Annotated in this window: 24 protein-coding genes and 1 pseudogene; 10 read left to right on the forward strand and 15 right to left on the reverse strand. The window is 72.0% G+C overall.

The genetic code is table 11. From position 1 onward, the window contains the following. Positions 1-208: 208 nt before the first annotated feature. Genes OG435_RS13415 through hisD form a run of 9 tightly spaced genes read right to left on the reverse strand, consistent with a single transcriptional unit; the run spans position 209 to position 7,274 of the window. Complete coding sequence (locus OG435_RS13415) at positions 209-1,435, reverse strand: MFS transporter (protein ID WP_266877051.1); 1,227 nt, start codon at positions 1,433-1,435, stop codon at positions 209-211. A 30-nt stretch (positions 1,436-1,465) separates the two neighbouring features. Continuing rightward, on the reverse strand, positions 1,466-2,221 hold the full coding sequence (gene hisF / locus OG435_RS13420) for an imidazole glycerol phosphate synthase subunit HisF (protein WP_266877052.1): 756 nt from the start codon (positions 2,219-2,221) through the stop codon (positions 1,466-1,468). Continuing rightward, positions 2,218-2,652 (reverse strand): RidA family protein, encoded by a 435-nt coding sequence (locus tag OG435_RS13425; RefSeq protein WP_266877053.1) that lies wholly within the window; start codon positions 2,650-2,652, stop codon positions 2,218-2,220. The genes hisF and OG435_RS13425 overlap by 4 nt, the downstream gene beginning before the upstream one ends. Beyond that, positions 2,649-3,383: a bifunctional 1-(5-phosphoribosyl)-5-((5-phosphoribosylamino)methylideneamino)imidazole-4-carboxamide isomerase/phosphoribosylanthranilate isomerase PriA gene (gene priA, locus OG435_RS13430; protein WP_266877054.1), complete on the reverse strand. Its 735-nt coding sequence runs from the start codon at positions 3,381-3,383 to the stop codon at positions 2,649-2,651. Before priA ends, OG435_RS13425 begins: the two co-directional genes overlap by 4 nt. Further along, a complete protein-coding gene (hisH, locus tag OG435_RS13435; RefSeq protein ID WP_250743832.1) occupies positions 3,383-4,024 on the reverse strand; it encodes an imidazole glycerol phosphate synthase subunit HisH in 642 nt (213 codons plus the stop codon). Before hisH ends, priA begins: the two co-directional genes overlap by 1 nt. Positions 4,025-4,029: 5 nt before the next feature. Beyond that, positions 4,030-4,197 carry a hypothetical protein gene (locus OG435_RS13440; RefSeq protein ID WP_266877055.1) on the reverse strand — a complete coding sequence of 56 codons (168 nt, stop codon included), beginning with the start codon at positions 4,195-4,197 and terminating at the stop codon, positions 4,030-4,032. Between the two features lies 1 nt (position 4,198). Continuing rightward, positions 4,199-4,792, reverse strand: a complete 594-nt coding sequence (gene hisB / locus OG435_RS13445) for an imidazoleglycerol-phosphate dehydratase HisB (RefSeq protein WP_215035049.1) — start codon at positions 4,790-4,792, stop codon at positions 4,199-4,201. Then, positions 4,789-5,946 (reverse strand): histidinol-phosphate transaminase, encoded by a 1,158-nt coding sequence (locus tag OG435_RS13450; protein ID WP_266877056.1) that lies wholly within the window; start codon positions 5,944-5,946, stop codon positions 4,789-4,791. The genes hisB and OG435_RS13450 overlap by 4 nt, the downstream gene beginning before the upstream one ends. Then, a complete protein-coding gene (gene hisD / locus OG435_RS13455) occupies positions 5,943-7,274 on the reverse strand; it encodes a histidinol dehydrogenase (RefSeq protein WP_266877057.1) in 1,332 nt (443 codons plus the stop codon). Before hisD ends, OG435_RS13450 begins: the two co-directional genes overlap by 4 nt. A 148-nt stretch (positions 7,275-7,422) precedes the next feature. Here hisD and OG435_RS13460 point away from each other — a divergent pair, with 148 nt between their 5' ends. From OG435_RS13460 to ybaK, 3 genes are read left to right on the forward strand one after another with little or no spacing between them, the layout of a single operon-like run. Beyond that, complete coding sequence (locus tag OG435_RS13460) at positions 7,423-9,027, forward strand: oxidoreductase (protein WP_266877058.1); 1,605 nt, start codon at positions 7,423-7,425, stop codon at positions 9,025-9,027. 57 nt (positions 9,028-9,084) lie between these two features. Continuing rightward, positions 9,085-9,822 (forward strand): LON peptidase substrate-binding domain-containing protein, encoded by a 738-nt coding sequence (locus tag OG435_RS13465; protein ID WP_266877059.1) that lies wholly within the window; start codon positions 9,085-9,087, stop codon positions 9,820-9,822. A gap of 20 nt (positions 9,823-9,842) precedes the next feature. After that, a complete protein-coding gene (gene ybaK, locus OG435_RS13470) occupies positions 9,843-10,331 on the forward strand; it encodes a Cys-tRNA(Pro) deacylase (protein ID WP_266877060.1) in 489 nt (162 codons plus the stop codon). Positions 10,332-10,490: 159 nt separating this feature from the next. On the opposite strand, the gene OG435_RS13475 is transcribed toward ybaK, so the two are convergent. From OG435_RS13475 to OG435_RS13490, 4 genes and pseudogenes are all read right to left on the reverse strand, one after another. Further along, positions 10,491-11,189 (reverse strand): hypothetical protein, encoded by a 699-nt coding sequence (locus tag OG435_RS13475; protein ID WP_266877061.1) that lies wholly within the window; start codon positions 11,187-11,189, stop codon positions 10,491-10,493. A 74-nt stretch (positions 11,190-11,263) separates the two neighbouring features. Continuing rightward, positions 11,264-12,118, reverse strand: a complete 855-nt coding sequence (locus OG435_RS13480) for an ABC transporter permease (RefSeq protein WP_430625756.1) — start codon at positions 12,116-12,118, stop codon at positions 11,264-11,266. Between the two features lie 44 nt (positions 12,119-12,162). After that, positions 12,163-13,212 carry an ABC transporter ATP-binding protein gene (locus OG435_RS13485; RefSeq protein ID WP_430625626.1) on the reverse strand — a complete coding sequence of 350 codons (1,050 nt, stop codon included), beginning with the start codon at positions 13,210-13,212 and terminating at the stop codon, positions 12,163-12,165. Between the two features lie 145 nt (positions 13,213-13,357). Then, positions 13,358-14,614: pseudogene (locus OG435_RS13490) on the reverse strand (NYN domain-containing protein); the annotation flags it as partial. A 229-nt stretch (positions 14,615-14,843) separates the two neighbouring features. Between OG435_RS13490 and OG435_RS13495 the strand changes: the two are divergent. Further along, on the forward strand, positions 14,844-15,014 hold the full coding sequence (locus OG435_RS13495) for a hypothetical protein (RefSeq protein WP_266877064.1): 171 nt from the start codon (positions 14,844-14,846) through the stop codon (positions 15,012-15,014). Between the two features lie 73 nt (positions 15,015-15,087). Here OG435_RS13495 and dnaE read toward each other — a convergent pair whose 3' ends face one another. Further along, positions 15,088-18,633 carry a DNA polymerase III subunit alpha gene (gene dnaE / locus OG435_RS13500; protein WP_266877065.1) on the reverse strand — a complete coding sequence of 1,182 codons (3,546 nt, stop codon included), beginning with the start codon at positions 18,631-18,633 and terminating at the stop codon, positions 15,088-15,090. A 158-nt stretch (positions 18,634-18,791) separates the two neighbouring features. On the opposite strand from dnaE, the gene OG435_RS13505 reads away from it, so the two are divergent. From OG435_RS13505 to OG435_RS13525, 5 genes are all read left to right on the forward strand, one after another. Then, on the forward strand, positions 18,792-20,117 hold the full coding sequence (locus tag OG435_RS13505; protein ID WP_266881706.1) for a DUF2252 domain-containing protein: 1,326 nt from the start codon (positions 18,792-18,794) through the stop codon (positions 20,115-20,117). A gap of 50 nt (positions 20,118-20,167) precedes the next feature. Continuing rightward, the gene (locus tag OG435_RS13510; protein ID WP_266877066.1) at positions 20,168-20,857 is read left to right on the forward strand and encodes a hypothetical protein; all 690 of its coding nucleotides are present in this window, start codon (positions 20,168-20,170) and stop codon (positions 20,855-20,857) included. 64 nt (positions 20,858-20,921) lie between these two features. Beyond that, entirely contained in the window at positions 20,922-21,719 is a 798-nt protein-coding gene (locus tag OG435_RS13515) for a DsbA family protein (protein WP_266877067.1), read from the forward strand. 110 nt (positions 21,720-21,829) lie between these two features. Next, positions 21,830-23,509, forward strand: a complete 1,680-nt coding sequence (locus tag OG435_RS13520; RefSeq protein WP_266877068.1) for an alkaline phosphatase D family protein — start codon at positions 21,830-21,832, stop codon at positions 23,507-23,509. Between the two features lie 222 nt (positions 23,510-23,731). Continuing rightward, positions 23,732-24,673 (forward strand): zinc metalloprotease, encoded by a 942-nt coding sequence (locus tag OG435_RS13525; RefSeq protein WP_266881708.1) that lies wholly within the window; start codon positions 23,732-23,734, stop codon positions 24,671-24,673. A 94-nt stretch (positions 24,674-24,767) separates the two neighbouring features. On the opposite strand, the gene OG435_RS13530 is transcribed toward OG435_RS13525, so the two are convergent. Continuing rightward, entirely contained in the window at positions 24,768-25,337 is a 570-nt protein-coding gene (locus tag OG435_RS13530) for a dienelactone hydrolase family protein (protein WP_266877069.1), read from the reverse strand. A 50-nt stretch (positions 25,338-25,387) separates the two neighbouring features. Here OG435_RS13530 and OG435_RS13535 point away from each other — a divergent pair, with 50 nt between their 5' ends. After that, on the forward strand, positions 25,388-26,416 hold the full coding sequence (locus OG435_RS13535) for a mechanosensitive ion channel family protein (RefSeq protein WP_266877070.1): 1,029 nt from the start codon (positions 25,388-25,390) through the stop codon (positions 26,414-26,416). Positions 26,417-26,602 lie beyond the last annotated feature (186 nt).

Raw genomic sequence — 26,602 nt, forward strand, 5'->3', positions numbered from 1 at the left:
CGCCCGGACCCTTTGCCGGGTGCGGCGCCGTTGCCGGGGGCCAGCCCCCGGACCCCCGCTCCTCAAACGCCGGAGGGGCTGGGCAGATCCAGCCTCGCCGGCGTTTGAGGACTGGGTCAGGGCAGGGCCCTGGGAACGGGCGAAGGGCGGGTAGGGGACTTCGCCCCGCAGGGCCGGACACCCGCACGGGCCCACCGGGCCGGGCCGCTCAGGCGAAGGCAAGCTCCGCGCGGCGGACCGCGGGGGCCGAGGTGCCGACGATCGCGCCGGCCATACTCACCGCCGCCCCTGCCAGGAAGACCGGGGTCACCCCCCACGCGTCCGCCGCGAAGCCGAAGACGGGGTAGGCCAGCGGGGCCAGGCCGACCGCCGTGAAGGCCATCACGGAGCTGACCCGCCCCAGGTACGAGGGATCCGTGGCCGTCTGGATGAGGGCGACGGCCAGGCCGCCGCAGATCCCGCACACCAGACCGGTCAGCACGGCCAGCCCCACCGCCACCGGCAGGCTCGGGGCGAGGACCAGGCCGCCGATGCCGGCCGAGCCGATGATCAGGGTGAGGTTCTGGATCGCCCCGGCCCGGGGGAACCTCGGGATCAGGGTGAGCACCAGCGCGCTCGACGCCGCGCCCGCGCCCATCCCGCCGATGATCCAGCCGACCCCGCCGGGCCCCCAGCCGCGCTCCTCGGAGACGAGGATGAGCCCCAGCGTCATCGGTGCGGACGTGCCCAGCTGACTCAGGGCCCCGGACAGCATCAGGGGGCCTATCAGCCCGTGCCTCCGGATGTACCCGAGCCCCGAGCGGAGCTGGCTCCAGGGGCTCTCGGAAGGGGGAGCCGCCGCGGGCTCCGCGGAGGCCGGCAGCGGGGCGATCCGTACCGCCACCAGCAGCGCCAGGGAGATCCCGAACAGCACCGACGCCACCGCGAACGCGGACGCCGGCCCGCCCAGCCCCATCGCCAGCCCCGCCACCGGCGGCCCGGCGGTGTGCCCGACGCGTTCGGCGAGGCTGCGCAGCCCCTGGACCCGTACCAGTTGCCCGGGCCCCGCGATCCGGGGCGGCAGCGCGCCGACGGCCGGCATGAACAGTGCGTCCACGATGCCGAAGACCAGCGCGACGAGTACGAGGACCCACAGGCCCGGGGAGCCGAGGGCCAAGGCGAGCGACAGTCCCAGGACGACACCGCAGCGCACCGCGTCGGAGGAGATGACCACCAGCCGGGGCCCGAAGCGGTCGGCGATCACCCCGCCGCCCAGCATGAGCAGGGCCCTCGGTATCGCGCCGACCGCCATGACCAGGCCGACCTCGGCCGGGCCGGCCGTCTGGGCGGCGGCCCAGCCGAGGGCGAGGAAGTAGACCCCGTCCCCGACGAGCGAAGCCCCGTAGGCGGCCAGCCAGCGCAGGACGTTGCCGTCCCGCCAGACGTTCCCGTTCACGAACCGGCCCCCCCACGGGCGAAGCGAACCTCAGCGGACCGGGTGGCCGGCTTCCCTCAGCGCTTCCTTGACCTGGCCGATGCGCAGGTCGCCGAAGTGGAACACCGACGCCGCGAGCACCGCGTCGGCGCCCGCCGCGATCGCCGGCGGGAAGTGCGCGAGCTTGCCCGCGCCGCCCGAGGCGATCACCGGGACCGTGACGTGCTTGCGCACGGCCGCGATCATCTCGGTGTCGTAGCCGTCCTTGGTACCGTCCGCGTCCATCGAGTTCAACAGGATTTCCCCGGCGCCCAGTTCGGCCGCCCGGTGCGCCCACTCGACGGCGTCGATGCCGGCGCTCCGCCGGCCGCCGTGGGTGGTCACCTCGAAGGAGCCGGAGGCGGTCCGGCGGGCGTCGACGGACAGGACGAGCACCTGCCGGCCGAAGCGTTCGGCGATCTCCTGGATGAGCTCGGGCCGGGCGATGGCGGCGGTGTTCACGCCGACCTTGTCGGCGCCGGCCCGCAGCAGCTTGTCGACGTCGTCCGCGGTGCGGACCCCGCCGCCCACGGTCAGCGGGATGAAGACCTGCTCGGCGGTGCGGCGCACCACGTCGCAGGTGGTCTCCCGGTTCCCGGAGGACGCGGTGATGTCGAGGAAGGTCAGCTCGTCGGCGCCCTCGGCGTCGTAGAGCTTGGCCATCTCGACGGGGTCGCCGGCGTCGCGCAGGTTCTGGAAGTTGACGCCCTTGACCACACGGCCGTTGTCCACGTCCAGGCAGGGGATCACCCGTACGGCGAGGGTCATGCCGAGCCTCCCGCGACGGGGGCGGGAGCGGGAGCGGGGCCGAAGGCCTCGACCTCCACCTCGACGACCATGCTCGGGTCCACGAACCCGTTGACGATGATCAGCGTCGAGGCGGGGCGGATCTTGTCGAAGAGCTCGCTGTGCGCGCGGCCGACCTCGTCCACGTCACGGGCGTGCGTGAGGTAGAGGCGGGTGCGGACCACGTGCTCGGGGCCGAGCCCGGCCTGCTCCAGCGCCGCGAAGGCCACGGAGAAGGCCTTCTTCGTCTGGTCGTACGGGCCACCCGCGTCGGCCCCGGTGCAGCCGGAGACCAGGACCAGCCCGTTGGGGAGCTGGACGGCGCGGGAGTAGCCGAGTACGTCCTCGTAGGCGCCGCCGGAGGAGATGCGCCGGACGTCGGAACGGTTCGTGGAGCTGTTCTCGGAACTCATGCGGAGACCACCTTCAGGGCTTCTTCGAGCGTGAACGCCTTGGCGTACAGGGCCTTGCCTACGATGGCGCCCTCGACGCCCGCCCCGACGAGCCCGGCCAGTGCGCGCAGGTCGTCGAGGGAGGAGATGCCGCCGGAGGCCACGACGGGCCGGTCGGTGGCGGCGCAGACGTTCTTCAGCAGCTCCAGGTTGGGGCCGGTGAGGGTGCCGTCCTTGCCGATGTCGGTGACGACGTACCGGGCGCAGCCCTCGGAGTCCAGGCGCGCGAGGGTCTCGTAGAGGTCCCCGCCCTCGCTGGTCCAGCCGCGGCCCTTGAGGGTGGTGCCGCGCACGTCGAGGCCCACCGCGATCTTGTCACCGTGCTCGGCGATGGCCTTGGCGGCCCACTCGGGGGTCTCCAGGGCGGCGGTGCCCAGGTTGACGCGGGTGCAGCCGGTGGCGAGGGCCGCGGCGAGCGAGGCGTCGTCGCGGATGCCGCCGGACAGCTCGACCTTGATGTCCATGGCGCCGGTGATCTCGGCGACGAGCGCGCGGTTGTCACCGGTCCCGAAGGCGGCGTCCAGGTCGACCAGGTGCAGCCATTCGGCGCCGGCGGACTGCCAGGCGAGGGCGGCCTGGAGCGGGGAGCCGTAGGAGGTCTCGCTGCCGGACACGCCGTGCACGAGGCGGACGGCCTGGCCGTCGCGGACGTCGACGGCGGGGAGCAGTTCGAGCTTCTTCGACGTCGTCATCACAGGGTCTCGATCCAGTTGGTGAGGAGCTGGGCGCCGGCGTCCCCGGACTTCTCGGGGTGGAACTGGGTGGCCCACAGGGCCCCGTTCTCCACCGCCGCGACGAACCGCTCGCCGTGCGTGGCCCAGGTGACCTTGGGGGCCTTGATCAGCGGGTTGGTGACTTCCAGCGACCAGTCGTGGGCCGCGTAGGAGTGCACGAAGTAGAAGCGGGCGTCCTCGTCCAGGCCGGCGAAGGCCTGGCTGTCGGCGGGCGCGTCCACCGTGTTCCAGCCCATGTGGGGGACGATCGGGGCCTGGAGCGGGCCGACCGTGCCGGGCCACTCGTCCAGTCCCTCGGTCTCCACGCCGTGCTCGATGCCGCGCTCGAAGAGGATCTGCATGCCGACGCAGATGCCCATGACCGGACGGCCGCCGGAGAGCCGGCGGCCGATGATCCAGTCGCCGCGCGCGTCCTTGAGCCCCTGCATGCAGGCGGAGAAGGCGCCGACGCCGGGGACGAGGAGTCCGTCGGCGTCCATGGCCTTGTCGTAGTCGCGGGTGATCTCCACGTCCGCGCCGGCGCGCGCGAGGGCGCGCTCGGCGGAGCGGACGTTGCCGAAGCCGTAGTCGAAGACGACGACCTTCTTGGTGGGGGTCAAAGCACTCACTCCCAAATCCCCTGGATCCGCAGCACTCCGGCGGCCAGGCACATCGCGGAGCCGAGGGCGAGCAGGACGACGACGGACGTGGAGATCTTCTGCTTCTTGAAGGAATAGGCGCCACCGGCCAGGAACAGGCCGAGGAAGATCAGGATCGAGTTGAGCCCGTTCACGCTAGAGGGCGCCCTTCGTGGAAGGCAGGATCCCGGCGGCGCGCGGGTCGAACTCGGCGGCGTAGCGCAGGGCCCGGGCCAGCGCCTTGAACTGGCACTCCACGATGTGGTGGGCGTTGCGGCCGTACGGCACGTGGATGTGCAGGGCGATCTGGGCCTGCGCGACGAAGGACTCGAAGATGTGCCGGGTCATCGTCGTGTCGTACGAGCCGATCATCGGCGCCATGTTCTCGGGCTCGGTGTGCACGAGGTACGGGCGGCCGGACAGGTCGACGGTCACCTGGGCGAGGGACTCGTCGAGCGGCACGGTGCAGTTGCCGAAGCGGTAGATGCCGACCTTGTCGCCGAGGGCCTGCTTGAAGGCGGCGCCGAGCGCCAGCGCGCTGTCCTCGATGGTGTGGTGGCTGTCGATGTGCAGGTCGCCCTCGGTCTTGACCGTGAGGTCGAAGAGGCCGTGGCGGCCGAGCTGGTCGAGCATGTGGTCGTAGAAGCCCACGCCCGTCGAGACGTCGACCTTGCCGGTGCCGTCGAGGTTTATCTCGACGAGGACCGAGGTCTCCTTCGTGGTCCGTTCGACCCGTCCGATGCGGCTCATGCGTGCTGCTCCTTCTTCAGTGCGCGAACCGCTTCCAGGAACGCGTCGTTCTCGGCCGGGGTGCCCGCGGTGACCCGCAGCCATCCCGGTACGCCGTTGTCCCGGACCAGGACGCCCTGGTCGAGGATCTTCTGCCAGGCGGTGTGGGAGTTCTCGAACCGGCCGAACTGTACGAAGTTCGAGTCGGAGTCGGTGACCTCGAAGCCGATCCCCCGCAGCTCGGTGACCAGGCGGTCCCGCTCGGCCTTGAGCTGCTCGACGTAGCCGAGCAGGGTGTCGGTGAATTCCAGGGCGGCCAGCGCGGTCGCCTGGGTGACGGCCGACAGGTGGTACGGCAGGCGTACGAGCTGTACGGCGTCCACGACGGCGGGGTGCGCGGCCAGGTAGCCCAGGCGCAGTCCGGCGGCGCCGAAGGCCTTGGACATGGTCCGGGAGATCACCAGGTTGGGGCGGCCCTCGATCAGCGGCAGCAGCGAGTCCCGGTGGCTGAACTCCACGTAGGCCTCGTCCACGATGACCAGGCTGGGCCGGGCCGCCTGCGCGGCCTCGTAGAGGGCCAGGACCGTCTCCGCCCCGACCGCGGTGCCCGTGGGGTTGTTGGGCGAGGTGATGAAGACGACGTCGGGCGCGTGCTCCGTGATGGCGCGCTCGGCGGCCTCCACGTCGATGGTGAAGTCCTCCCGGCGCGGCCCGGAGATCCAGTCGGTCCCGGTGCCGCGCGCGATCAGCGCGTGCATCGAGTACGAGGGCTCGAAGCCGATCGCGGTGCGGCCGGGCCCGCCGAAGGTCTGCAGCAGCTGCTGGAGGACCTCGTTGGAGCCGTTGGCGGCCCATACGTTCTCGCGCGCGACCGGGTGCTTGCCGGTACGGGTGAGGTAGGCGGCGAGCTCGGTGCGCAGCTCGACCGCGTCCCGGTCGGGGTACCGGTTGAGGGTGCGGGCGGCCTCGGCGACGCGCTCGGCGATGCGGGCGACGAGAGGCTCGGGCAGGCCGTACGGGTTCTCGTTGGTGTTGAGCTGGACGGGCACGTCCAGCTGCGGGGCGCCGTACGGGGTCTTGCCGCGGAGCTCGTCCCGGATGGGGAGGTCGTCGATGCCGATGACGGCCTCGGCGCCGGTGGCGGTGCCGTCCGTGCTGTCAGTGGTGCCGGTCATGCCTGCGGAACCTTCCAACCGAATCGTGCCTTGAGAGCCGCGCCGTGCGCGGGCAGGTCCTCGGCCTCGGCGAGGGTCACCACGTGGTGGGTGACCTCGGCGAGGGCGTCGCGCGTGTAGTCCACGATGTGGATGCCGCGCAGGAAGGACTGCACGGACAGGCCCGAGGAGTGGCAGGCGCAGCCGCCGGTGGGCAGTACGTGGTTGGAGCCGGCGCAGTAGTCGCCGAGCGAGACCGGGGACCACGGGCCGACGAAGATCGCTCCGGCGTTGCGCACACGGGCTGCCCAGGCGGCCGCGTCGGCGGTCTGGATCTCCAGGTGCTCGGCGCCGTACGCGTCGACGACCTTGAGGCCGTCCTCCAGGCTGTCGACCAGCACGATCGCGGACTGGCGGCCGGCCAGCGCGGGCTTGATCCGGTCCTCGATGTGCTTGGTGGCCGCGACCTGCGGCTCCAGCTCCTTCTCGACGGCGGCCGCGAGCTCCTCGGAGTCCGTGACGAGCACGGCGGCGGCCAGCGGGTCGTGCTCGGCCTGGCTGATCAGGTCGGCGGCGACGTGCACCGGGTCGGCCGTGGAGTCGGCGAGGACCGCGATCTCGGTCGGGCCGGCCTCGGTGTCGATGCCGATCCTGCCGGTGAAGTAGCGCTTGGCGGCGGCGACCCAGATGTTGCCGGGGCCCGTCACCATGTTGGCGGGAGGACACCCGTCCTCGCCGGTGGTTCCGTACGCGAACATCGCGACGGCCTGGGCGCCGCCCGCCGCGTACACCTCGTCCACGCCGAGCAGCGCGCAGGCGGCCAGGATCGTCGGGTGCGGCAGTCCGCCGAAGTCGGCCTGCGGCGGGGACGCGAGCGCGATGGACCGCACGCCCGCCTCCTGGGCCGGGACCACGTTCATGACGACGGAGGACGGGTACACCGAGCGGCCGCCCGGGGCGTACAGCCCCACGCGCTCCACCGGAACCCACTTCTCGGTCACCGTTCCGCCGGGGACCACCTGGGTGGTGTGCTCGGTGCGGCGCTGGCCCCGGTGCACGATCCGGGCGCGCCGGATCGACTCTTCCAGAGCGGCGCGGACGGCCGGGTCGAGCTGCTCCAGAGCGGTCCGCAGCGCCTCGACGGGCACCCTGACCTGCTTGAGCTCCACCCCGTCGAACTTCTGCGCGTACTCGATCAGCGCCGCCGTCCCACGATGGTGGACGTCCTCGCAGATGGGCCGCACCTTCTCCAGGGCGGCTTCCACGTCGAACTCGGCACGGGGCAGCAGATCGCGCAGGGCGCCACCCTCGGGGAGGGAGTCACCGCGCAGGTCGATACGAGAGATCACCCGGCAATTCTCTCAGACCGCCCAGCGCCACCGTTCGTCCGTATCACTGGCTGATACAAGCCACGGACGTTTCCCGATGTCACAGCGGCCCTCTAGCGTGCGGGTAGGCGCGGTGGGTGTCCGCGCGGACGAGCGGAGGGGGGCCGCCATGGCCGAAGCACGCCCGGACGGGGCACCGGACGATCTCACCGGCCCCGAACGGCTCATGTGGGACGCGTACCGGACCGGCAGCGTCTGCGATCTCAGCACCCGCACCGCCGAGCGGGACGATCCGCACGCCGACCGGGTCTGGGGCCCCGGGCGCAGCGTCCGCGCGGACGTGGTGGCCCTGCTGCTGCTCCACGGACCGGGCCCGGTGCCGGGCCGGGTGGCCTCCCTGAAACTGCGCGGCGTCCGGATCACGGGCCGCCTCGACCTCTCCGGGGGCACGGTCACCCCGTACGTGGAGCTCCAGTCCTGCCGCTTCGACGGCGAGGTGCAGCTCTCCGAGACCCGCTTCGGCACCCTGCGCCTGGTCAACTGCGCGATACCCCGGCTGGAGGCGGCCCGCCTGCAGACGGAAGGCGACCTGCACCTGCCGCGCTGCCGGGTGGCGCGCGGGATCCGGCTGACCGACGCGCAGATCGGCACCGACCTGCTGATCAGCGAGGCGGTGCTGCAGCGCGACAACAAGGGGCGGGCCCTGGCCGCCGACGGCATGTCGGTGGCGCAGGACTTCCAGGGCGAGCTGCTGCGGACCTACGGGGAGGTGAGCCTGCGCGGAGCCAAGGTCGGCGTGTCGATGAGCCTGCGCGGGGCCCGCCTGATCAATCCGGCCGGGAAGCGGGCGCTGAACGCCCCGCAGCTCACCGTCGAGCGCACCCTCTACCTGACCTCCATAGCCCTGGACTACACCCTGGGCGACTCCGGTTCCTCCACTCCCCCCTACGGGCAGGGCCACACCCCGCTGCGGGGCCGGCCCGCGCAGCACTTCGAGTGCCGGGGCGGCCTGCGGCTGGACGACGGCCGCTTCGGGGACGCCGTGGACTTCTACGGGGCCCGGTTCACCCTCACGGAGGACCAGGAGATCTCGCTGCGCCGCATCCACACCCCGGAGCTGCGGTTCGTGGGCGAGCGCCCGGAGCGGGGACGGGTGGTGCTGTCGGGCTCGCAGGTGGTCAAGCTCGTGGACATGGTCACGAGCTGGCCGGCCCGCCCGGGCCGGCTGTCCATCGAGGGATTCGCCTACGAGAACCTCGCGCCCCGGGGCCTCTTCCCGCCGGCCCGCCGGCTGGAGTGGGTCGAGGCGGCCACCCCCGAGTACTCCCCGGAACCGTACGAACGGCTCGCCGCGGTCCTGCGGGCCTCAGGGGAGGACTCGGACGCCCGCGGGGTGCTGCTGGCCAAACAGCGGCGCCGACGGGCGACGCTGCCGCCGGCGCTGCGCGCGTGGGGCTACCTGCAGGACTGGACGGTGGTCTACGGCTACCGGCCGGGCCGGGCGGCGCTGTGGATGGCCGTGCTGTGGGCGGCCGGAGCCGTGCTCTTCGCCGTGCACGGCGAGCCGCCGCCGGTCAAGGCGGACGAGCACCCCGACTGGGACGCGGCGCTGTTCGCCCTGGACCTGCTGCTGCCGGTGATCGACCTGGGCCTGCAGGACCAGTGGATCCTGCGGGGCGGCTGGCAGTGGGTCACGACGGCCCTGGTCATCCTGGGCTGGATCCTGGCCACGACGGTCGCGGCGGGAGCCTCCCGCGTCCTGAGGCGGGGATGACGGCAGGGGGTGTCCCAGGGACACGCCCTACGGCCCCCGGCCACTACCCTGTGCCTCGTGACCACCGTTCGCCTGCCCCTCTTCCCGCTGAACTCGGTGCTGTTCCCGGGACTCGTCCTCCCGCTGAACATCTTCGAGGAGCGTTATCGCGCCATGATGCGCGAGCTGCTGCAGGCGGGAGAGGACGAGCCCCGCCGCTTCGCGGTCGTCGCGATCCGCGACGGCCGGGAGGTCGCCCCGACCGCGCCCGGCCTGCCCGACCAGACGGCCGTGCCTGAGCGCGGCCCGGCCGCCGGTTTCGGCGCGGACCCGGTCCAGGCCTTCCACCGGGTGGGCTGCATCGCGGACGCGGCCTCCATCCGGGAACGGGAGGACGGCAGCTTCGAGGTGATGGCCACCGGCACGGTCCGGGTCCGGCTGCTGTCGGTCGACGCGTCCGGCCCGTTCCTCGTGGCGGAGCTGGAGGAGCTCCCGGAGGACGCGGGCGACGGCGCGGGCGCGCTGGCGGAGGGCGTGCTGCGGGCGTTCCGCACGTACCAGAAGCGGCTCGCGGGAGCCCGCGAACGGTCCCTGACCGGCATGGACCTCCCCGACGAGCCCTCGGTGGTCTCGTACCTGGTCGCGGCTGCCGCGGTGCTGGACATCCCGGCGAAGCAGCGCCTGCTCCAGGCCCCGGACACGGCGACCCGCCTCGCGGAGGAGCTGAAGCTGCTGCGCAGCGAGACGGCCGTCATCCGCCACCTCCCCTCGCTCCCGGCCGTGGACCTCACCCGCGCGCCGACGAGCCCCAACTGACGCGATCCGACGAGGGACCCATGGCGAAGAAGAAACCGGCGGGCACTCCGGCGATCGTGGCCCTGACGGCGGCCGGCGCCGCATTCACCGTGCACGCCTACGAGCACGACCCGGCCCACCCCTCCTACGGCGAGGAGGCGGCCCAGGCCCTCGGGGTCTCCCCCGCGCAGGTCTTCAAGACCCTCCTCGCCGACGTGGACGGCTCCCTGGTGGTCGCGGTGGTCCCGGTCTCGGGGAGCCTCGATCTGAAGGCCCTGGCCGCCGCGGTGGGCGGCAAGCGGGCGGCGATGGCCGATCCGGCCCTGGCCGAGCGCACCACGGGCTACGTCCTGGGCGGCATCTCCCCCCTGGGCCAGCGCAAGCGCCTCCCCACGGTCCTGGACGCCTCGGCCTCCGGCTTCCCCACGATCTGCGTCTCGGCGGGCCGCCGCGGCCTGGAGGTCGAACTGGCCCCGGCCACCCTGGCCGCCCTGACCTCGGCCCCCCTGGCCCCGATCGCCCGGGCGTAGCGCCCCCGGCCCTGCGGGGCGGAGTCCTCAAACGCCGGCGGGGCTGGATGTATCCAGCCCCGCCGGCGTTTGAGGCGCGGGGTCTGGGGCGGAGCCCCAGGGAACGGGCGAAGGGCGGGTAGGGGACAGCCCCGCAGGGCACCTCTCCCGAGCCGGGGGCTACGGGCGCGGAGGCTCCGTGCCGGACGGGTCCGGGGACGGCCCCGGGGAGTCGGCCGGGCCCGCAGGGGCCTGGTAGTACCCGGACGGCCACACCCCGGGCTCCGGCGCCGGATCCCGCGTCCCCCACAGCGCCGTCAGGGCGAGGTGGACGACGACCGCCGCCATCGGCCACCCGAGCAGCGCCCCGTGCGCGAGCAGCTCCAGCGGGGCGTCGAAGGGGACACCCTTCCCCGCCTTCCGCGCGGCCGCCACGAGGTCCGAGGACGGCCCCAGCCACAGACCCACCCGCCAGCCCACCAGCGCCGCGAAGACCGATCCGACCGCGAGCCCGACGACCTGCGCCGCGCCCCCGCTCCGGCGCCACAGGAAGACGGCCAGCGCGCTCAGCACGCCGAATCCGACGGACAGCAGGAGGAAGGTCCCGTCGGCGCCGATCCGCGCCTCGCTCTCGGTGTCCCGCAGGAACACCGCCTCACCGTTGGAGACGTACTGCACGCGCGGCGCGAGCCAGACCCACAGCAGCCCGAGGAGCACGCCGGCCACGCCGATCACGAGGGCGATGGCGGCCCCGTCGCGGATGTCGGACGGGGAGAAGGCGGGCTCGGGCGCGGGCCCGGCCCCAGCCTCTGTCGCAGCGGAAGACGGCTCCGACGGCGGCTGGTCGGGCTTGTCATAGGGGGTCACGGCTTCGGTCACCCCCACATCGTGCCAGGAAGTGTTTGATTTAACGATCGGCGCCGCCACGCCCGCCGCCACGCCCCTGGCGGGCCTCAGCGGACCGCTGCCCGCCGATAGGCCCAGGTCGCGACGGCCAGGGACAGCGCGCCCACCCCCGCGCACACGCCGAGGTCGAGGAGGACCGCCGCCCAGTCGGGATGCGGCTCGAAGGTCCGGGCGAACGCCTCCACGCCGTACGTCGACGGCAGCAGGTCCCGGGCCCAGACGATGACGTCCGGCATCCGCTCGGGCGGCAGCACGCCCAGCAGCAGGGCCGCGGACATGCCGAGCTGTCCGGCGAGGGTGGCCAGCTCCTGCCGGGGGGCGAGCAGGCCCAGCGCCGCGCCGAGCCCGGCGAGGGCGGCGCCGGCCAGCGGCACCACGGCGGCCAGGATCCACAGTCCGCCCATCGGCAGCCCGAACAGCACGCTGCCGAAGACGGCCGTCACCAGCGTGCCGGGCAGCGTGAAGGAGGCGTAGGCGGCGGCCGTTCCCAGCACCACGGACGCGGGCGGCACCGGCAGGGTGGCGTAGTGGTCGAGCCCGCCACTGGCCCGGAGCTGGCCGAAGTACTGCGCGAGCAGGTTCAGCGCGACGAAGGCGACGACCAGCACGGAGGAACCGGCGACGACGGCCCGCGCCTCGGAGCCCCCGTCGACCACGCCCCGCATCAGGATCATGATCCCGACGGACTGGAAGGTGGCCACGAACAGCAGGGGGATCCGCGAGACCCGCGCCCGGGACAGCTGGGCCCGGTAGACGGCGGCCAGCGCCGGAAAGAACCGGGCGCGGGGCGCCAGCGGCGCGGCGGCGGAGTGGTGTCGGACCGTGTTCGGCAAGGCGCCGCCCTGCCCGGCGGTCACGGGCGCGGCGGCGATCGGCACGCCGTTTGCGGGCACGCCGGCCATCGGCGCGGCTCCGATCGGCGCGACGGCGCCTGCGGGACGGTCGCTCACGACTTCACCAGCCCTTTCATCTTCCCGCCCAGCGCGAGGTACACGTCCTCAAGGCTCGGCGTGGCCAGTGTGAAATCGTCGAGGGCTCCGAAGGCCGGACCGCCGGTCACCGCGGCGACCGCGGCCCGCGCCTCGTCGGGCCCGAGCCTCAGCACCCAGCGCCGCCCCGTCTCCACTGCGAGCTCACGCAGCTCCGCGACCTCCGGAAAACCCAGCGGGGCGGACTCGCGCCAGACCAGTTCGAGCCGGACCTCGCCGGACACCTGCGCCTTGAGCCCGGCGGGGGTGTCACAGGCGATGACCCGGCCCTGGTCGATGACGGCGACCCGGTCGAGGACGGTCTCGGCCTCGATGACGTTGTGGGTGACCAGCAGCACGGTGGCCCCGGTCTCGGCGCGGCGGCGGTCGACGGCGGCCCAGACGGCCCGCCGGGCCACCGGGTCCATGCCGGTCGTGGGCTCGTCGAGCACCAGGACGGGCCGCTCCCCCACCAGCGCGGCGGCGAAGCACGCGAGGCGCCGCTGTCCGCCGGACAGCTTCTTCAGGGGGCGTCCGGCGATCCCGGTCAGGCCGAGCTCCTCCAGTACGGAGTCCCGTGCGGCCCGCGCCTCGCGCAGGCCGAGGCCGCGCAGCCGGCCGGTGGTCTCGGCGGCCAGCGAGACCGTGAGCTCGTCTAGGGCGGTGGATTCCTGCCCCAGGTAGGAGAGCAGCCGGGCGGAGCGGTCGGGGTGGCGTACGAGGTCGTGGCCGAGCAGGGTCACGGAGCCGGAGTCGGGCCGCAGCAGGCCGGTGAGCTGGCGGACCAGGGTCGATTTGCCGGCGCCGTTGGGGCCGAGCAGCCCGAAGATCTCACCGCGCCGCACGTCCAGGGAGATCCCGTCGGTGGCACGGGTCTCGGGCAGGGCCGGGGCCCCGCGCCGTCCTCGTACCGCGGGATACGTCTTGACCAGGTCACGTACCGCGCAGACCACGTCGGAGGCCGGTCCCGCGGCCCCTGCCGTGCGGCTACCGCGCGGCGGTCCTGCCTGTGCTGTCCCCGTACTCACGAGGGAGCAGCCTACGGGGTTGCGGCCCCTACTCGGCTGCCGGGGCCGCCTGGGCCACCGCCACGGGGGCCGCGGGAGCCCCGGTCGCCGCGGCCGGGACCGCGGCCGTGGCTCCCGCCGGGCCGGGCGTACCCCCGGCGGCGCCGCCGCCGGCCACGTGTTCCGCGGCCGCCCGTACGTCGATCTCGCGCCAGAAGCCGGCCCGGATGGCGTAGCGGTCGTGCTCGTCGATCTGGTCGTCCTTGTGCGCGAGGAGCCCGAAGCGGGCGGCGTAGCGCAGCAGCTCCCCGTCGATCCGGTGCGGGATCCGGGGGTACATCGTGGCGAGCTTCTGCAGGTGCACGGTCTCCGGGAGCCGTTCCATCCAGCGCCGGGCGAACACCTGGCCGACCTCGAAGGGGTCGCCGCCGACGGTGGTGATGTCCTCCTCGCGGTCCGCCCAGCGCTGCTCGGCGGAGGTGAGCTGGGCGAGGGTGGGCAGGGAAGCGGTCTCGGCGGGCTCGCCGAGCGGCCCGGCGCGGTCGACCCACCCCTTGTCGGAGGACCACCGCAGGGCGCTGCCCGCCGGGGCCGCGCCGAGGGCGTGTCCGGGCCCGGGGGCGGCTGCGGGGGCCCCAGGGGCGCGCAGGGCTCCCGCGAGATCCTTCGGGGTGGGGACGTTCCTGCCGTTGGCGGTGCCGGCCGCGGCGGTGGTGGCCGTTCCGCCCTCCTCGGGCTCCACGGAGGCCTCGGGCCGGCTTCCGCCGCCGCTGCCGCGGGCGGCCTCCGCGAGGGCGGCCTCGGGCAGCGGCGCGGAGAGGATGGCGGCGATCTCGGGGCGCGGGGCCGGCGCCGGGGCACAGAGTCCGGTGAGGTCGCGGGCGCGGACGGCGCGGGTGATCCAGGTGCGGTCCAGGACGCGGCGTTCGTCGGCTTCGGCGACGAGGTCCTCGGACTGGTTGTAGTCCCCGTCGGCGGCCTGGACGGCCCACAGGTGGACGGCGACCCCGTGTTCCTTGGCGGACATCAGGCCGGGCAGCAGGTCCCCGTCGCCGGTGACGAGCACGACGTCCGAGCAGGCCCGGTTGCGGGCGAGCTCGGTGAGCTCGGCGTGCATGGCCGCGTCGACGCCCTTCTGGGCCCAGCGGCCGTCGCTGCGGGTCAGGGCGCCCAGGCGGACGGTGACGCGAGGCATGACGCGCAGTCGCCGGTGCTCGGGCTGGGGTACCCGGTCGGGGGCGCCGTCGAACCAGTAGATCCGCAGGAGCGGCTGCTCGGTGTCGGCTTCGGCGCGCTCGCGCAGGCCCTGGATGAGCGCCGCATGGTCGACGGTGATCCGGGAGCGGGACGGCTCTCCTGCGAGGAGGCTCGCGGCGGCGCCCAGCAGGTAGCCGGCGTCCACCAGGACGACGCAGCGGTCCACGCGTACCACCCTCTTCCCCTGGGGGTCCTCTGTCTCTTTCGCGGTTTCCCCGAGTCTGCCCGACGGCAACGGCCTTGACGGCCGGAACTCGATCATCGGCGTGGCGTATCTCTCGGAGTGCCCCGGCAGGAGCCCCGACTACGCGCGGTAATGATCCAAAATGCGCCGTTTACGGCGCTGTGTGAGTGTGAAGGCGGCCCTGGCCCCTAAACCCCCACGGAGGCATCCCATGGCCAAGAACAAGAACCGCCAGCAGCCCGCCAAGTCCGAAGAGCGCTCGGCCGCACAGGATCCGGGGAAGAGTTCGATGGACTCCTCGTCCTCGGCCTCGACCCCGGCCGCCCCGAGCCCGCTGCAGATGGCCGGCAAGCGCAAGGAAAAGAAGTTCGGCCACAACTGACGCCTCCACCACGCACGAGGAGGGCCCGCCCCGGTCGACCGGGGCGGGCCCTCCTCGTGCGTGCCGGCTGCGGCTACCCGGCCAGGCAGGACGGGCCGAGCAGCACCTTGAGGTCGCCGAAGAGCGCCGGGTCGGGCTTGACCCGGTGCTTGTCGAGCCGGAGCACGGTGGTGGTGCGCGGCCCCTGGAGCTTGATCCGGACCTCGCTGTTGCCCTGGTGGTGGCGCAGGATCTCGCCGAGCCGGGTCACCATCGGCGGGGTGACCTTGACGGTCGGGATGGTGAGGACCACGGGGGCGTTGGTGCCGGCGTTGGACAGGTCGGGGACCATCATCTCCATGGCGACCAGCCGGGGGACGTCCTCGCGCTTGTCCAGGCGGCCCTTGACGAAGACGACGGTGTCCTCGACCAGCTGCGTGGAGACGAGCTGGTAGGTCGCGGGGAAGAACATGCACTCGATGGAGCCGGCCAGGTCCTCCACGGTGGCGATGGCCCAGGCGTTGCCCTGCTTGGTCATCTTGCGCTGGAGGCCCGAGATGATGCCGCCGATGGTGACGACCGCGCCGTCGCCGTGCTCCCCGCCGGTGAGCTGGGAGATGCCCGCGTCGGTCTTGTCGGAGAGCACGTGCTCCAGGCCGAAGAGCGGGTGGTCGGAGACGTAGAGGCCGAGCATCTCGCGCTCCTGGGCGAGCAGGTAGGCCTTCTCCCACTCGACGTCGGAGAACTCCACGTCGAGGCCGAAGCCGGGCTCGTCGCCCGCGTCCGCGTCACCCATTCCGCCGAAGAGGTCGAACTGCCCCTCGGCCTCCTTGCGCTTGACCGCGACCACGTTGTCGATCATCGGCTCGTGGTGGGCGACCAGGCCCTTGCGGGTGTGGCCCATCTCGTCGAAGGCGCCGGCCTTGATCAGGGACTCGATCGTGCGCTTGTTGCAGACGACCGCTTCGACCTTGTCGAGGAAGTCGGGGAAGGTGGAGTACTTCCCCTTCGCCTTCCTGCTCTTGATGATCGACTCGACGACGTTGGTGCCGACGTTGCGCACGGCGGTGAGGCCGAAGAGGATCACGTCGTCGCCCTGGGCGGCGAAGTTCGCCTCCGACTCGTTCACGTTCGGCGGGAGCACCTTGATGCCCATCCGGCGGCACTCGTTCAGGTAGATCGCGGACTTGTCCTTGTCGTCCTTGACCGAGGTGAGCAGGCCCGCCATGTACTCGGCCGGGAAATTGGCCTTGAGGTAGGCGGTCCAGTAGGAGACCAGGCCGTACGCGGCCGAGTGGGCCTTGTTGAAGGCGTAGCCGGCGAAGGGCACCAGGACGTCCCACAGCGCCTTGATCGCCTGGTCGCTGAAGCCCTTCTCCTTGGCTCCGGCCTCGAAGATGACGAAGTTCTTCGCCAGTTCGTCGGGCTTCTTCTTGCCCATCACGCGGCGCAGGATGTCGGCCTCGCCGAGCGAGTACCCGGCGATGATCTGGGCGGCCTTCTGGACCTGCTCCTGGTAGACGATGAGGCCGTAGGTGACGCCGAGGATCTCCCTGAGCGGCTCCTCCAGCTCCGGGTGGATCGGGGTGATCTCCTGCTGCTTGTTCTTGCGCAGCGCGTAGTTCGTGTGCGAGTTCATGCCCATCGGGCCCGGCCGGTACAGGGCCGAGACGGCGGAGATGTCCTCGAAGTTGTCGGGCTTCATCAGGCGCAGCAGGGAGCGCATCGGCCCGCCGTCGAACTGGAACACGCCGAGGGTGTCGCCGCGGCCGAGCAGTTCGAAGGTCTTGGGGTCGTCGAGCGGCAGGCCCAGGAGGTCGAGGTCGATCCCCTTGTTGGCCTTCACCATCTTGACGGCGTCGTCCATGATCGTGAGGTTGCGCAGGCCCAGGAAGTCCATCTTGATCAGGCCGAGCGACTCGCACTGGGGGTAGTCCCACTGCGTGATGGTCACGCCGTCCGTGTGCCGCACCCAGACCGGTGCGTGATCGACGATCGGCTCGCTGGACATGATCACGCCGGCGGCGTGCACGCCCATCTGGCGGACCAGGCCCTCCACACCGCGGGCGGTGTCGATGACCTTCTTCACGTCCGGCTCGTTCTCGTACATCGCCCGGATCTCGCCCGCCTCGCCGTAGCGCGGGTGCGAGGGGTCGGTGATGCCGTTGAGGTCGATGCCCTTGCCGAGGACGTCGGCGGGCATGGCCTTGGTGAGCCGGTCGCCCATGGCGTACGGGTAGCCGAGGACCCGGGCCGAGTCCTTGATGGCGTTCTTCGCCTTGATCTTTCCGTACGTACCGATCATGGCGACCTTGTCGTCGCCGTACTTGTCGGTCACGTACCGGATCACTTCGACGCGCCTGCGCTCGTCGAAGTCGATGTCGACATCGGGCATGGAGACGCGCTCGGGGTTCAGGAACCGCTCGAAGATCAGGCCGTGGGTGATCGGGTCGAGGTCGGTGATGCCCATGGCGTAGGCGACGATCGAGCCGGCGGCGGAGCCTCGGCCGGGGCCGACGGCGATGCCCTGGTTCTTGGCCCACATGATGAAGTCGGCGACGACGAGGAAGTAGCCCGGGAACCCCATCTGGATGATGACGTCCAGCTCGTACTCGGCCTGCTTCTGCCGGTCCTCGGGGACCCCTCCGGGGTAGCGGCGGGCCATGCCGCGCCGCACTTCCTCCTTGAACCAGGTGATCTCGGTGTAGCCGTCTTCCGGGATCTCGAACTTCGGCATGAGGTTCTTGGCCTCGAACATGCCGGTGGTGTCGATCTGCTCGGCCACCAGGAGGGTGTTGCGGCAGCCCTCCTGCCAGGCGTCCGAGGAGTCGACCGCGTACATCTCGTCCGTGGACTTGAGGTAGTAGCCGGTGCCGTCGAAGCGGAAGCGGTCCGGGTCGGAGAGGTTCTTGCCGGTCTGGATGCACAGCAGGGCGTCGTGCGCGGCCGACTCGTGCGCGTAGGTGTAGTGCGAGTCGTTCGTCACCAGCGGCGGGATGCCGAGCTTCTTGCCGACCTCCAGCAGCCCGTCGCGGACCCGGCGCTCGATCTCGATGCCGTGGTCCATCAGCTCCAGGAAGTAGCGGTCCTTGCCGAAGATGTCCTGGTATTCGGAGGCCGCCTTCAGGGCCTCGTCGAACTGGCCGAGGCGCAGCCTGGTCTGGAGCTCCCCGGAGGGGCAGCCGGTGGAGGCGATCAGCCCCTCCGACCACTGGGAGATGGTCTCCTTGTCCATGCGCGGCCACTTCGTGAGCCAGCCCTCGGCGTACGCGTCGGAGGACAGCCGGAAGAGGTTGTGCAGCCCGGTGGAGTTCGCCGCCCAGATCGTCTTGTGGGTGTAACCACCGGAACCGGACACGTCGTCGCGCTTCTGGTGCGGCTGGCCCCACTGGATGCGCCGCTTGTTGCGCCGGGACTCCGGAGCGACGTACGCCTCGATGCCGATGATCGGCGTCACACCGGCCTTCTTCGCCGTGTGGAAGAAGTCATAGGCCCCGTGCAGGTTGCCGTGGTCGGACATGGCGATGTGCGTCATGCCCATCTCGTTGCACGCGTTGAACATGTCCTTCAGCCGCGCGGCACCGTCCAGCAGGGAGTACTGGGTGTGGACGTGCAGGTGCGTGAACGGCGTCTTGGTCACGGTGGGGGCCTCCGGGCGGGGAGAGAGGGGCGGCAGCTATGAATCCTACGTGGCCCAAGTGACAGTTCCCGGGCACGGCGGGGTAGCTTCATCCGTTGCAGACCCAAGGACCCGTGTCCGATATGCGATCCACCCCGCGCCACCTGGAGGCACCCGCCATGGCGGTTCCCGAGACGACCGACGAGCAGCGCGCCGAGCAGATACTCGACGTGTTCGACATCGCCTTCGGCGAGCTGATCACCGCCGACCCCGCGGCCTTCCGGGTCAAGTTCCGCAAGATGGCGGCCTCGGCCTTCGCCTTCTACCGGGGCACCGCCTGCCTCTTCTACGCCGACCTGGAGCGCGAGCGGCACGGCGGCCCGTACCTGGACGAGCGCACCGGCCGGGTGTGGATCCACGGCGATCTGCACGCCGAGAACTTCGGCACCTACATGAACGCCCAGGGCCGGCTGGTCTTCAACGTCAACGACTTCGACGAGGCCTACGTCGGCCCCTTCACCTGGGACCTGAAGCGGTTCTCCGCCTCCGTGGCCCTGCTCGGCTACACCAAGGCGCTCAGCGACGACCAGATCAGCGAGCTGGTACGGATCTACGCGGCCGCCTACCGGGAGCGCATCCACGCACTGGCGACCGGGGCCAAGAACGACGAGGTGCCCGCCTTCACCCTGGACACCGCCGAGGGACCGCTGCTGGAGGCCCTGCGCCACGCCCGCCGCCGCACCCGCTTCTCGCTACTCGACTCGATGACCGAGATCCGCGAGTTCGAGCGCCGCTTCTCCCCCGGACCCGGGACCATCGAGCTGGACGCGGCCACCCGCTACAAGGTGCTCGCCGCCTTCGACGGCTATCTGGAGACCCTGCCCGACGAGTCCCTGGTCCGCCCGGACTCCTACCGGGTCAAGGACGTGGTGGGCCGCCGGGGCGTCGGGATCGGCTCGGCGGGCCTGCCCTCGTACAACATCCTGCTGGAGGGGCACAGCGACGCCCTGGAGAACGACGTCGTGATCTACCTCAAGCAGGCGCAGACCCCGGCGGTGTCCCGGCACGTGACCGACCGCGCGGTGCGCGAGTACTTCCTGCACGAGGGCCACCGCACGGTGATCTCCCAGCGGGCCCTGCAGGCGCACGCCGACCCGTGGCTCGGCTGGACCGAGCTGGACGGGGCCGGTCAGCTCGTCGCGGAGGTCTCCCCGTACGCGGTGGACCTGGACTGGTCCGACCTGGACGACCCGGAGGAGATCGCGGCCGTGGTCGCCGACCTGGGCCGGGCCACGGCGACCATGCACGGCGCGGCGGACGAGCAGGAGAGCGGCCACACGCTGGTCCCGTTCTCCACCGAGCGGGCCATCGACGCGGCCATCGCCGCCGACGAGGAGGGCTTCGCGAACCTGCTGGTGGACTTCGCCCACGCCTACGGCGCCCGGGCCCGCGCCGACCACCAGATCTTCGTGGACCTCTTCCGCAACGGCCGGATCCTCCCCTAGACGGGGACCTAGGGACCGTCCTCACAGGGACGCATGGCACACTCGCGACGATGGACATATCCGGGGTGGGTCTCCGAGGGCTGCGGGCCGCGCTTTTCAGCGCGGTCGTCGTGCTGCTCTCGACCGGCTCTCACGTCCTGATGTCCCGGGTGCCACTGCCTCCCGCCCTGGTGGGCGGGGCCTTCGCCGCGGTGTTCGCGATCGCCTTCGCCCTGGCCGGACGGGAGCGGGGCCTCGGTCGCATCGCCGGGCTGCTCGTCCCCCTGGAACTGGCCGCCGACACCCTCCTGACCTCCGGCCAGCACCTCTGCTACGGCCCCGCGGGCGGCCCCGTCTCGGGTCCGCTGCACGCCATGGGGCTCGCCGACTTCTGCGGCGGCAGCCCGGTGGGCGGTGCGCTGGCCGAGGTGGGCGGGCCCGTCGGCCCGGCCGCGCTGCTTCCCGCGCCCGGACCGTGGACGCCCTGGCTGCTGCTGGGTGCGCACGTATCGGTCGGACTGCTCGCCTCGCTGTGGCTGCACCGCGGGGAGCGGGCGCTCGGCCGGCTGCTGCGCGCGGCGTCCGCCGGCGCCTTCCGCCCGCTGCGGATGGCCTCGGCCCGTACGGCGCGGGCCCTGGCTCCGGTACGGCTCTCGCCGCCGCGGGCCCTGCGGAGCACGGTGGCCCGTACCCGCTTCCCCGCGCACTCCGTGGGACGGCGGGGACCTCCTCCCGCGTACGGCGCGTTCGCCCGCGCCTGACGTACGAGGACAGTCCCCCCTTCCAGCCGGCTCCACCGCGGAGCCACACCCCACGGAGAGAACGATGAGCGCACGCAACAGCCATGCGAACAAGGCGGCGGCCCGCGAGAAGCTGCGCATAGAGCGCGAGCAGCAGGCCAAGAAGGCCAAGGTCCGCCGGCAGGTGTTCGTGGCGGGCGGCGTCGTGGCCGCCCTCGCCCTGGCCGGCGGCGTCGGTTACGCCGTCGTCCAGTCCAACAAGCCGGGCGCCTGGGAGAAGGCCGCCGACGCGCCCCTGGTCGCGCCGAAGAACACCACGGGCGACAACGGCACGACGGTGGTCATCGGCAAGGCCGACGCCAAGAAGACCCTGGAGCTGTACGAGGACTCGCGCTGCCCGGTCTGCGCCAGCTTCGAACAGGCGGTCGGCCCGCAGCTCAAGAAGGACCTCGACGCCGGCAAGTACAAGATCCAGTACATCGGCGCCACCTTCCTGGACAAGGGCTTCCCCGGCAGCGGTTCGAAGAACGCCCTGAGCGCCCTGGGCGCGGCCCTCAACGTGAGCCCCGAGGCGTTCCTGGAGTACAAGACGGCCCTCTACTCCGCGGCGAACCACCCGGAGGAGAAGGACGACAAGTTCGCCAAGGACGACTACCTGCTGACGGTCGCGGACCAGGTCCCGGCCCTCAAGGGGAACGCCGAGTTCAAGAAGGCGGTCGAGGACGGCACCTACGACCGGTGGGCGCTGGAGATGTCCAAGACCTTCGACAAGAGCGGGGTGACGGGCACGCCGACGCTGAAGATGGACGGCAAGAAGATCGACCCGCTGCCGCAGTCGCCCGAGCAGTTCACGACGGCGATCGACAAGGCCATCGCCGGCTGACCCCTCCTTATCGCAGCACCCCGACGGACGGGCGAACTCCCAGAGTTCGCCCGTCCGTTGCTTTCACGGGTCTGGTCCGGAGCGGATACCCGTCGGTAATGTGATTGTCCGTGACCAGTCAACTCTCCCCCTCCGCCCCGGAATCGGCGACCGTGCCGACCCCCCGCCGCCGTACGGTCGTCCTGGCCGCGGCGGCCACGGCGGCACTCGTCCCGATCGCCGCGCTGGGCGCCGAAGCCGCCCACGCCGCCACCGGTGAAGACGTCCCCTCCTTCCTGCACGGCGTCGCCTCGGGCGACCCGCTCCCCGACGGGGTCCTGCTGTGGACCCGCGTCACCCCGACCGCCGCGGCCGTACCGGGCTCCGGCGCGGGCCCGGCCGTCGCGGTGGGCTGGGAGGTCGCCGAGGACAAGGCCTTCTCCCGGATCGTCGCGAGCGGCACCGTCACCGCGAGCGCGGCCTCCGACCACACCGTCAAGGCCGACGTACGGGGCCTGCGGCCGCAGACGGCCTACTGGTACCGGTTCACCGCCGGCACCACCGTCTCCCCGGCCGGGCGCACCCGTACCGCCCCCGCCACCACCACCGCGCCCGCCGGGGTGCGCTTCGGCGTGGTCTCCTGCGCCAACTGGGAGGCCGGGTACTTCTCCGCGTACCGCCACCTGGCCGCGCGGGCCGATCTGGACGCCGTACTGCACCTGGGCGACTACATCTACGAGTACCGGAGCGGCGGCTACCCGGAGGCGAAGTACGTCGTACGGCAGCACGAGCCGCTGCACGAGATCCTCACCCTGGCCGACTACCGCACCCGGCACGGGAAGTACAAGACCGACCCCGACCTCCAGGCCCTGCACCAGGCACACCCGGTCATCGCGATCTGGGACGACCACGAGATCGCCAACGACACCTGGTCCGGCGGCGCCGAGAACCACGACCCCGCCACCGAGGGCTCCTTCGCGGCCCGCGCGGCCGCCGCCCGGCAGGCGTACTTCGAGTGGATGCCGGTCCGCACCTCCACCGAGGGCACCGTCTACCGCCGGCTGCGCTTCGGCACCCTCGCCGACCTGCACCTGCTGGACCTGCGCACCTTCCGCTCGCAGCAGGCGGGCGTCGGCAGCGGCGCGGTGGACGACCCGGAGCGCAGCATCACCGGGCGCGCCCAGCTGGACTGGCTGAAGGCCGGACTGGCCGGCTCGCAGGCCACCTGGAAGCTGGTGGGCACCTCGGTGATGATCTCGCCGGTGGCCTTCGGCTCGCTTCCGGCGCACCTGCTGGGGCCCCTCACCGAACTGCTCGGCCTGCCCGCGGGCGGCCTCGCGGTCAACGTGGACCAGTGGGACGGGTACACGGACGACCGCCGGGAGCTGCTGGGGCACCTGACGGACCGTTCCGTCCGCAACACCGTCTTCCTGACCGGTGACATCCACATGGCCTGGGCGAACGACGTCCCGGTGACGGCGGCCACCTACCCGTGGTCGCGGTCGGCGGGCGTGGAGTTCGTGGTGACGTCGGTGACCTCCGACAACATCGACGACCTGCTGCACGTGCCGGCCGACACGGTCTCGCTGGTCGCGGAAACGGCCATCAAGGCCGCCAACCGGCACGTGAAGTGGCTGGACATGGACGCCCACGGCTACGGCGTGCTGGACGTGACGGCCGAGCGTTCCCAGATGGACTACTACGTGGTTTCGGACAAGCGGCGCCAGGACGCCACGACTGCCTGGGCACGCTCGTACCGCACGCTGAACGGGACCCAGAAGGTCGAGCGGGCGGACCGGCCGGTGCGCTGACATTCAGCCAGATTTACTGTGGGCAGGGGCGCTTGGCGTAGACCAGGCGCCCCTTCGTCATCAGAAGCAACAAATCTTTTACGTAGAGCACTTGACCCGTTTATGACATGCGCACGTAAGATTCCCGCCAGCTGAGGAGATCCCTCCCGCTCAACCCCCCACTCGCGAGGAGCACACGTGCGCGCTCTTGCCCGCATATCCCCCCTTCTTCGCCGCCGCCTGATGGGCGCCGCCGTACTCACCGGCACCCTGGCCTTCACCCCGCTCGGCGCCCCCACCGTCGTGTCGGCCGCGCCCAAGACCGGAGCCGAGGTGTGTGCCGAGAGCGCCTCCGGCCCCGCCAACGCCCGTGTGGCGCGCCCCAAGGACCAGCACGCGGCCGAGCCCAACGAGGTCACCGAGGCGCAGGCCAAGGCCATGGACGCCGACCTCAAGGCGAAGCTGGACACGATCTCGAAGGAACACCGGAGCCTGCGCGCCGCCGAGGCGGCCACGAGCATCCCCGTGTACTTCCACGTCATCCACTCCGGCACCACCGGAAAGCTGACGGCCACCGACATCAGCAAGCAGCTGGCGGTCCTCAACGCGGCCTACGCCGGCCAGGGCACCGGAAACGTCGACAGCACCTACCAGTTCACCCTGGCGGGCACCGACTACACGGACAACGCGAGCTGGTACAACCTGGCTTCCGGCTCCACGGCCGAGAAGAACATGAAGAACACCCTGCGCAAGGGCGGCGCGAACGCCCTCAACTTCTACACCGCCAACCTCTCCGGCGGGCTGCTGGGCTGGGCCACCTTCCCCAGCTCCTACGCCTCCCAGCCGAAGATGGACGGCGTCGTCGTCCTGGACACCTCGCTGCCGGGCGGCTCCGCCGCCAACTACAACGAGGGCGACACCGCGACCCACGAGGTCGGCCACTGGATGGGGCTCTACCACACCTTCCAGGGCGGCTGTAACGGCTCGGGCGACTCCGTTTCGGACACCCCGGCCGAGAAGAGCGCGGCCTTCGAGTGCCCGACCGGACGGGACACCTGCACCAGCAAGGCGGGCGTCGACCCGATCCACAACTTCATGGACTACACGTACGACTCGTGCATGTACCAGTTCACCGCCGGCCAGGTGGCCCGCATGAAGAGCATGTGGACGTCCTACCGCGGCTGAGGCCCCGGCACTCCGACGCACCCATGACGAAGGGGCCCCGCGAGCGGGGCCCCTTCCTCGCGTCTTCTTCGCGTCCGCTTCCCAGCGTCCGCGCCTAGAGCCCGTCGAGGAAGGCGAGGGCGACCGCCCAGGCCTGCTCCGCGGCCTCGGCGTCGTAGTCGTCCAGCCCCGGGTCGGTGAACAGGTGCCCGGCCCCCGGATAGCCGTGGACCTCCACGTCGGCCCCGGCCTTGCGCATCCGCAGGTACCAGGCCGTCAGCCAGTCGTGCGGCTCGAAGGGGTCCGGGTCGGCGATGTGCAGCTGCACCGGCAGCTCGTCGACGTAGACGCCCTCCTCCAGGTCGGCCGTCCCGTGCAGGAGCAGCAGCCCGCGCGTCTTCTCGTCGGCGAGCGCCAGGTGCTGGGCGATCGAGCCGCCGAAGGAGAAGCCGGCGTAGACCAGGCCCTGGTCGGAGTAGGGAGCGGCGGCCAGGACCGCCCGCTTGAGCAGCTCGTCACGGCCGATCTCGTCCCGGTGGGCCATGCCCTCCTCGACGGTCTCGAAGGTGCGCCCCTCGAAGAGGTCCGGCACCTGGACCTGGTGCCCGGCCGCGCGCAGCCGGTCGGCCGCCTCCCGCACGGCGGGCCGCAGCCCGTAGGTCGAATGGAAAAGCACGATGTTCATGCCCCCATCGTGCCAGTTGCGAGCGACCCCCTCCGGTTACGTTGGCCTGCATGGACACGGACTCCTTCCTGCGCCCGATCGCGGCCGTCGCCGGCACCCTGGCCGTCACCCTGCTCGCGGGCTGGCTCCTGGACCTGCTGCTGCGCCGCGCCGACGCCCGGCACAGCGAGACCCCGCTGTGGGGGCTGCTGCGCCGCTGCCGCCCGCCGTTCCTGGTGGTCCTGGCCGCCTCCCTGCTCCAGGCGGTGCGCCGGCGCGCGGACGGCCCCGGGCACGTGCTGACCCTGGTCCTGATCGCGGCGGCCGCGTGGCTGCTGATCCGCATCACGACGGCGATCGTGGACTCCACGTACGCCCGCTACGCGGCCGACGCCTCCGACCAGGCACGGGTCCGCAGGGTCCGCACGCAGGTCACCCTCATCCAGCGGGTGGTCACGGCGGTGGTGATCGTGGTGGCCCTCGGCGCGATGCTCCTGACGTTCCCCGAGATGCGGACGGTCGGCGCCTCGATGCTGGCCTCGGCGGGCGTGCTCGGCATCGTGGCGGGCATCGCGGCGCAGGCCGCCCTCGGCAACCTCTTCGCCGGACTCCAGATCGCCTTCGGCGACACCGTCCGGATCGGGGACACGGTGGTCGTGGACAAGGAGTGGGGCACGGTGGAGGAGATCACCCTCACCTTCCTCACGGTCCGCACCTGGGACGAGCGCCGGATCACGATGCCGGTCTCGTACTTCACGAGCAAGCCCTACGAGAACTGGTCGCGCGGTGGCGCGCAGATGACGGGCACCGTGTTCTGGCACCTGGACCACAGCGCTCCGGTGGACCTGATGCGCGAGGAACTCCAGCGGATCCTCAAGACCATCCCGGAATGGGACGGCCGCACCGGCACCCTGGCCGTCACCGACACCACCCCGCACACCATCCAGGTCCGCGCGGTGGTCACGGCGAAGGACGGCGACGCCGTCTGGACCGTCCGCTGCGCGGTCCGAGAACGCCTCATCACCTGGCTGACCACCCACCACCCGTACGCCCTCCCCCACATCGCCACGACGCAGGCGACGCCCCCACCGGGCCCGTAACCGCCGGGGTTTGGTCTTTTCAACCGTCCGGCGTTTGAGGGCCGGGGTCTGGGCGGAGCCCGGGGCTTTCAGCCGTCCGGCGTTTGAGAACCGGGGTCTGGGGCGGAGTCCCAGAAGGGGTCCGGGCGCAGCCCGGGGAACGGGCGAAGGGCGGGTAGGGGACCTCTCCCCGCAGGGCACGCCCCG

It is taken from the genome of Streptomyces sp. NBC_01264 (assembly GCF_026340675.1).
GTDB lineage: Bacteria > Actinomycetota > Actinomycetes > Streptomycetales > Streptomycetaceae > Streptomyces.

Bases quoted from the DNA above. Each gene is read 5' to 3' on its own strand.
- OG435_RS13510 (WP_266877066.1), top strand. From the start codon at position 20,168: ATGGACATATCCGGGGTGGGTCTCCGAGGGCTGCGGGCCGCGCTTTTC.
- OG435_RS13495 (WP_266877064.1), top strand. From the start codon at position 14,844: ATGGCCAAGAACAAGAACCGCCAGCAGCCCGCCAAGTCCGAAGAGCGC.
- hisB (WP_215035049.1), bottom strand. From the start codon at position 4,792: ATGAGCCGCATCGGACGGGTCGAACGGACCACGAAGGAGACCTCGGTC.
- OG435_RS13535 (WP_266877070.1), top strand. From the start codon at position 25,388: ATGGACACGGACTCCTTCCTGCGCCCGATCGCGGCCGTCGCCGGCACC.
- ybaK (WP_266877060.1), top strand. From the start codon at position 9,843: ATGGCGAAGAAGAAACCGGCGGGCACTCCGGCGATCGTGGCCCTGACG.
- OG435_RS13480 (WP_430625756.1), bottom strand. From the start codon at position 12,118: ATGGCCGGCGTGCCCGCAAACGGCGTGCCGATCGCCGCCGCGCCCGTG.
- OG435_RS13460 (WP_266877058.1), top strand. From the start codon at position 7,423: ATGGCCGAAGCACGCCCGGACGGGGCACCGGACGATCTCACCGGCCCC.
- priA (WP_266877054.1), bottom strand. From the start codon at position 3,383: ATGACGACGTCGAAGAAGCTCGAACTGCTCCCCGCCGTCGACGTCCGC.
- OG435_RS13505 (WP_266881706.1), top strand. From the start codon at position 18,792: ATGGCGGTTCCCGAGACGACCGACGAGCAGCGCGCCGAGCAGATACTC.
- hisF (WP_266877052.1), bottom strand. From the start codon at position 2,221: ATGACCCTCGCCGTACGGGTGATCCCCTGCCTGGACGTGGACAACGGC.
- OG435_RS13530 (WP_266877069.1), bottom strand. From the start codon at position 25,337: ATGAACATCGTGCTTTTCCATTCGACCTACGGGCTGCGGCCCGCCGTG.
- OG435_RS13450 (WP_266877056.1), bottom strand. From the start codon at position 5,946: ATGACCGGCACCACTGACAGCACGGACGGCACCGCCACCGGCGCCGAG.
- OG435_RS13515 (WP_266877067.1), top strand. From the start codon at position 20,922: ATGAGCGCACGCAACAGCCATGCGAACAAGGCGGCGGCCCGCGAGAAG.
- OG435_RS13425 (WP_266877053.1), bottom strand. From the start codon at position 2,652: ATGAGTTCCGAGAACAGCTCCACGAACCGTTCCGACGTCCGGCGCATC.
- OG435_RS13525 (WP_266881708.1), top strand. From the start codon at position 23,732: ATGGGCGCCGCCGTACTCACCGGCACCCTGGCCTTCACCCCGCTCGGC.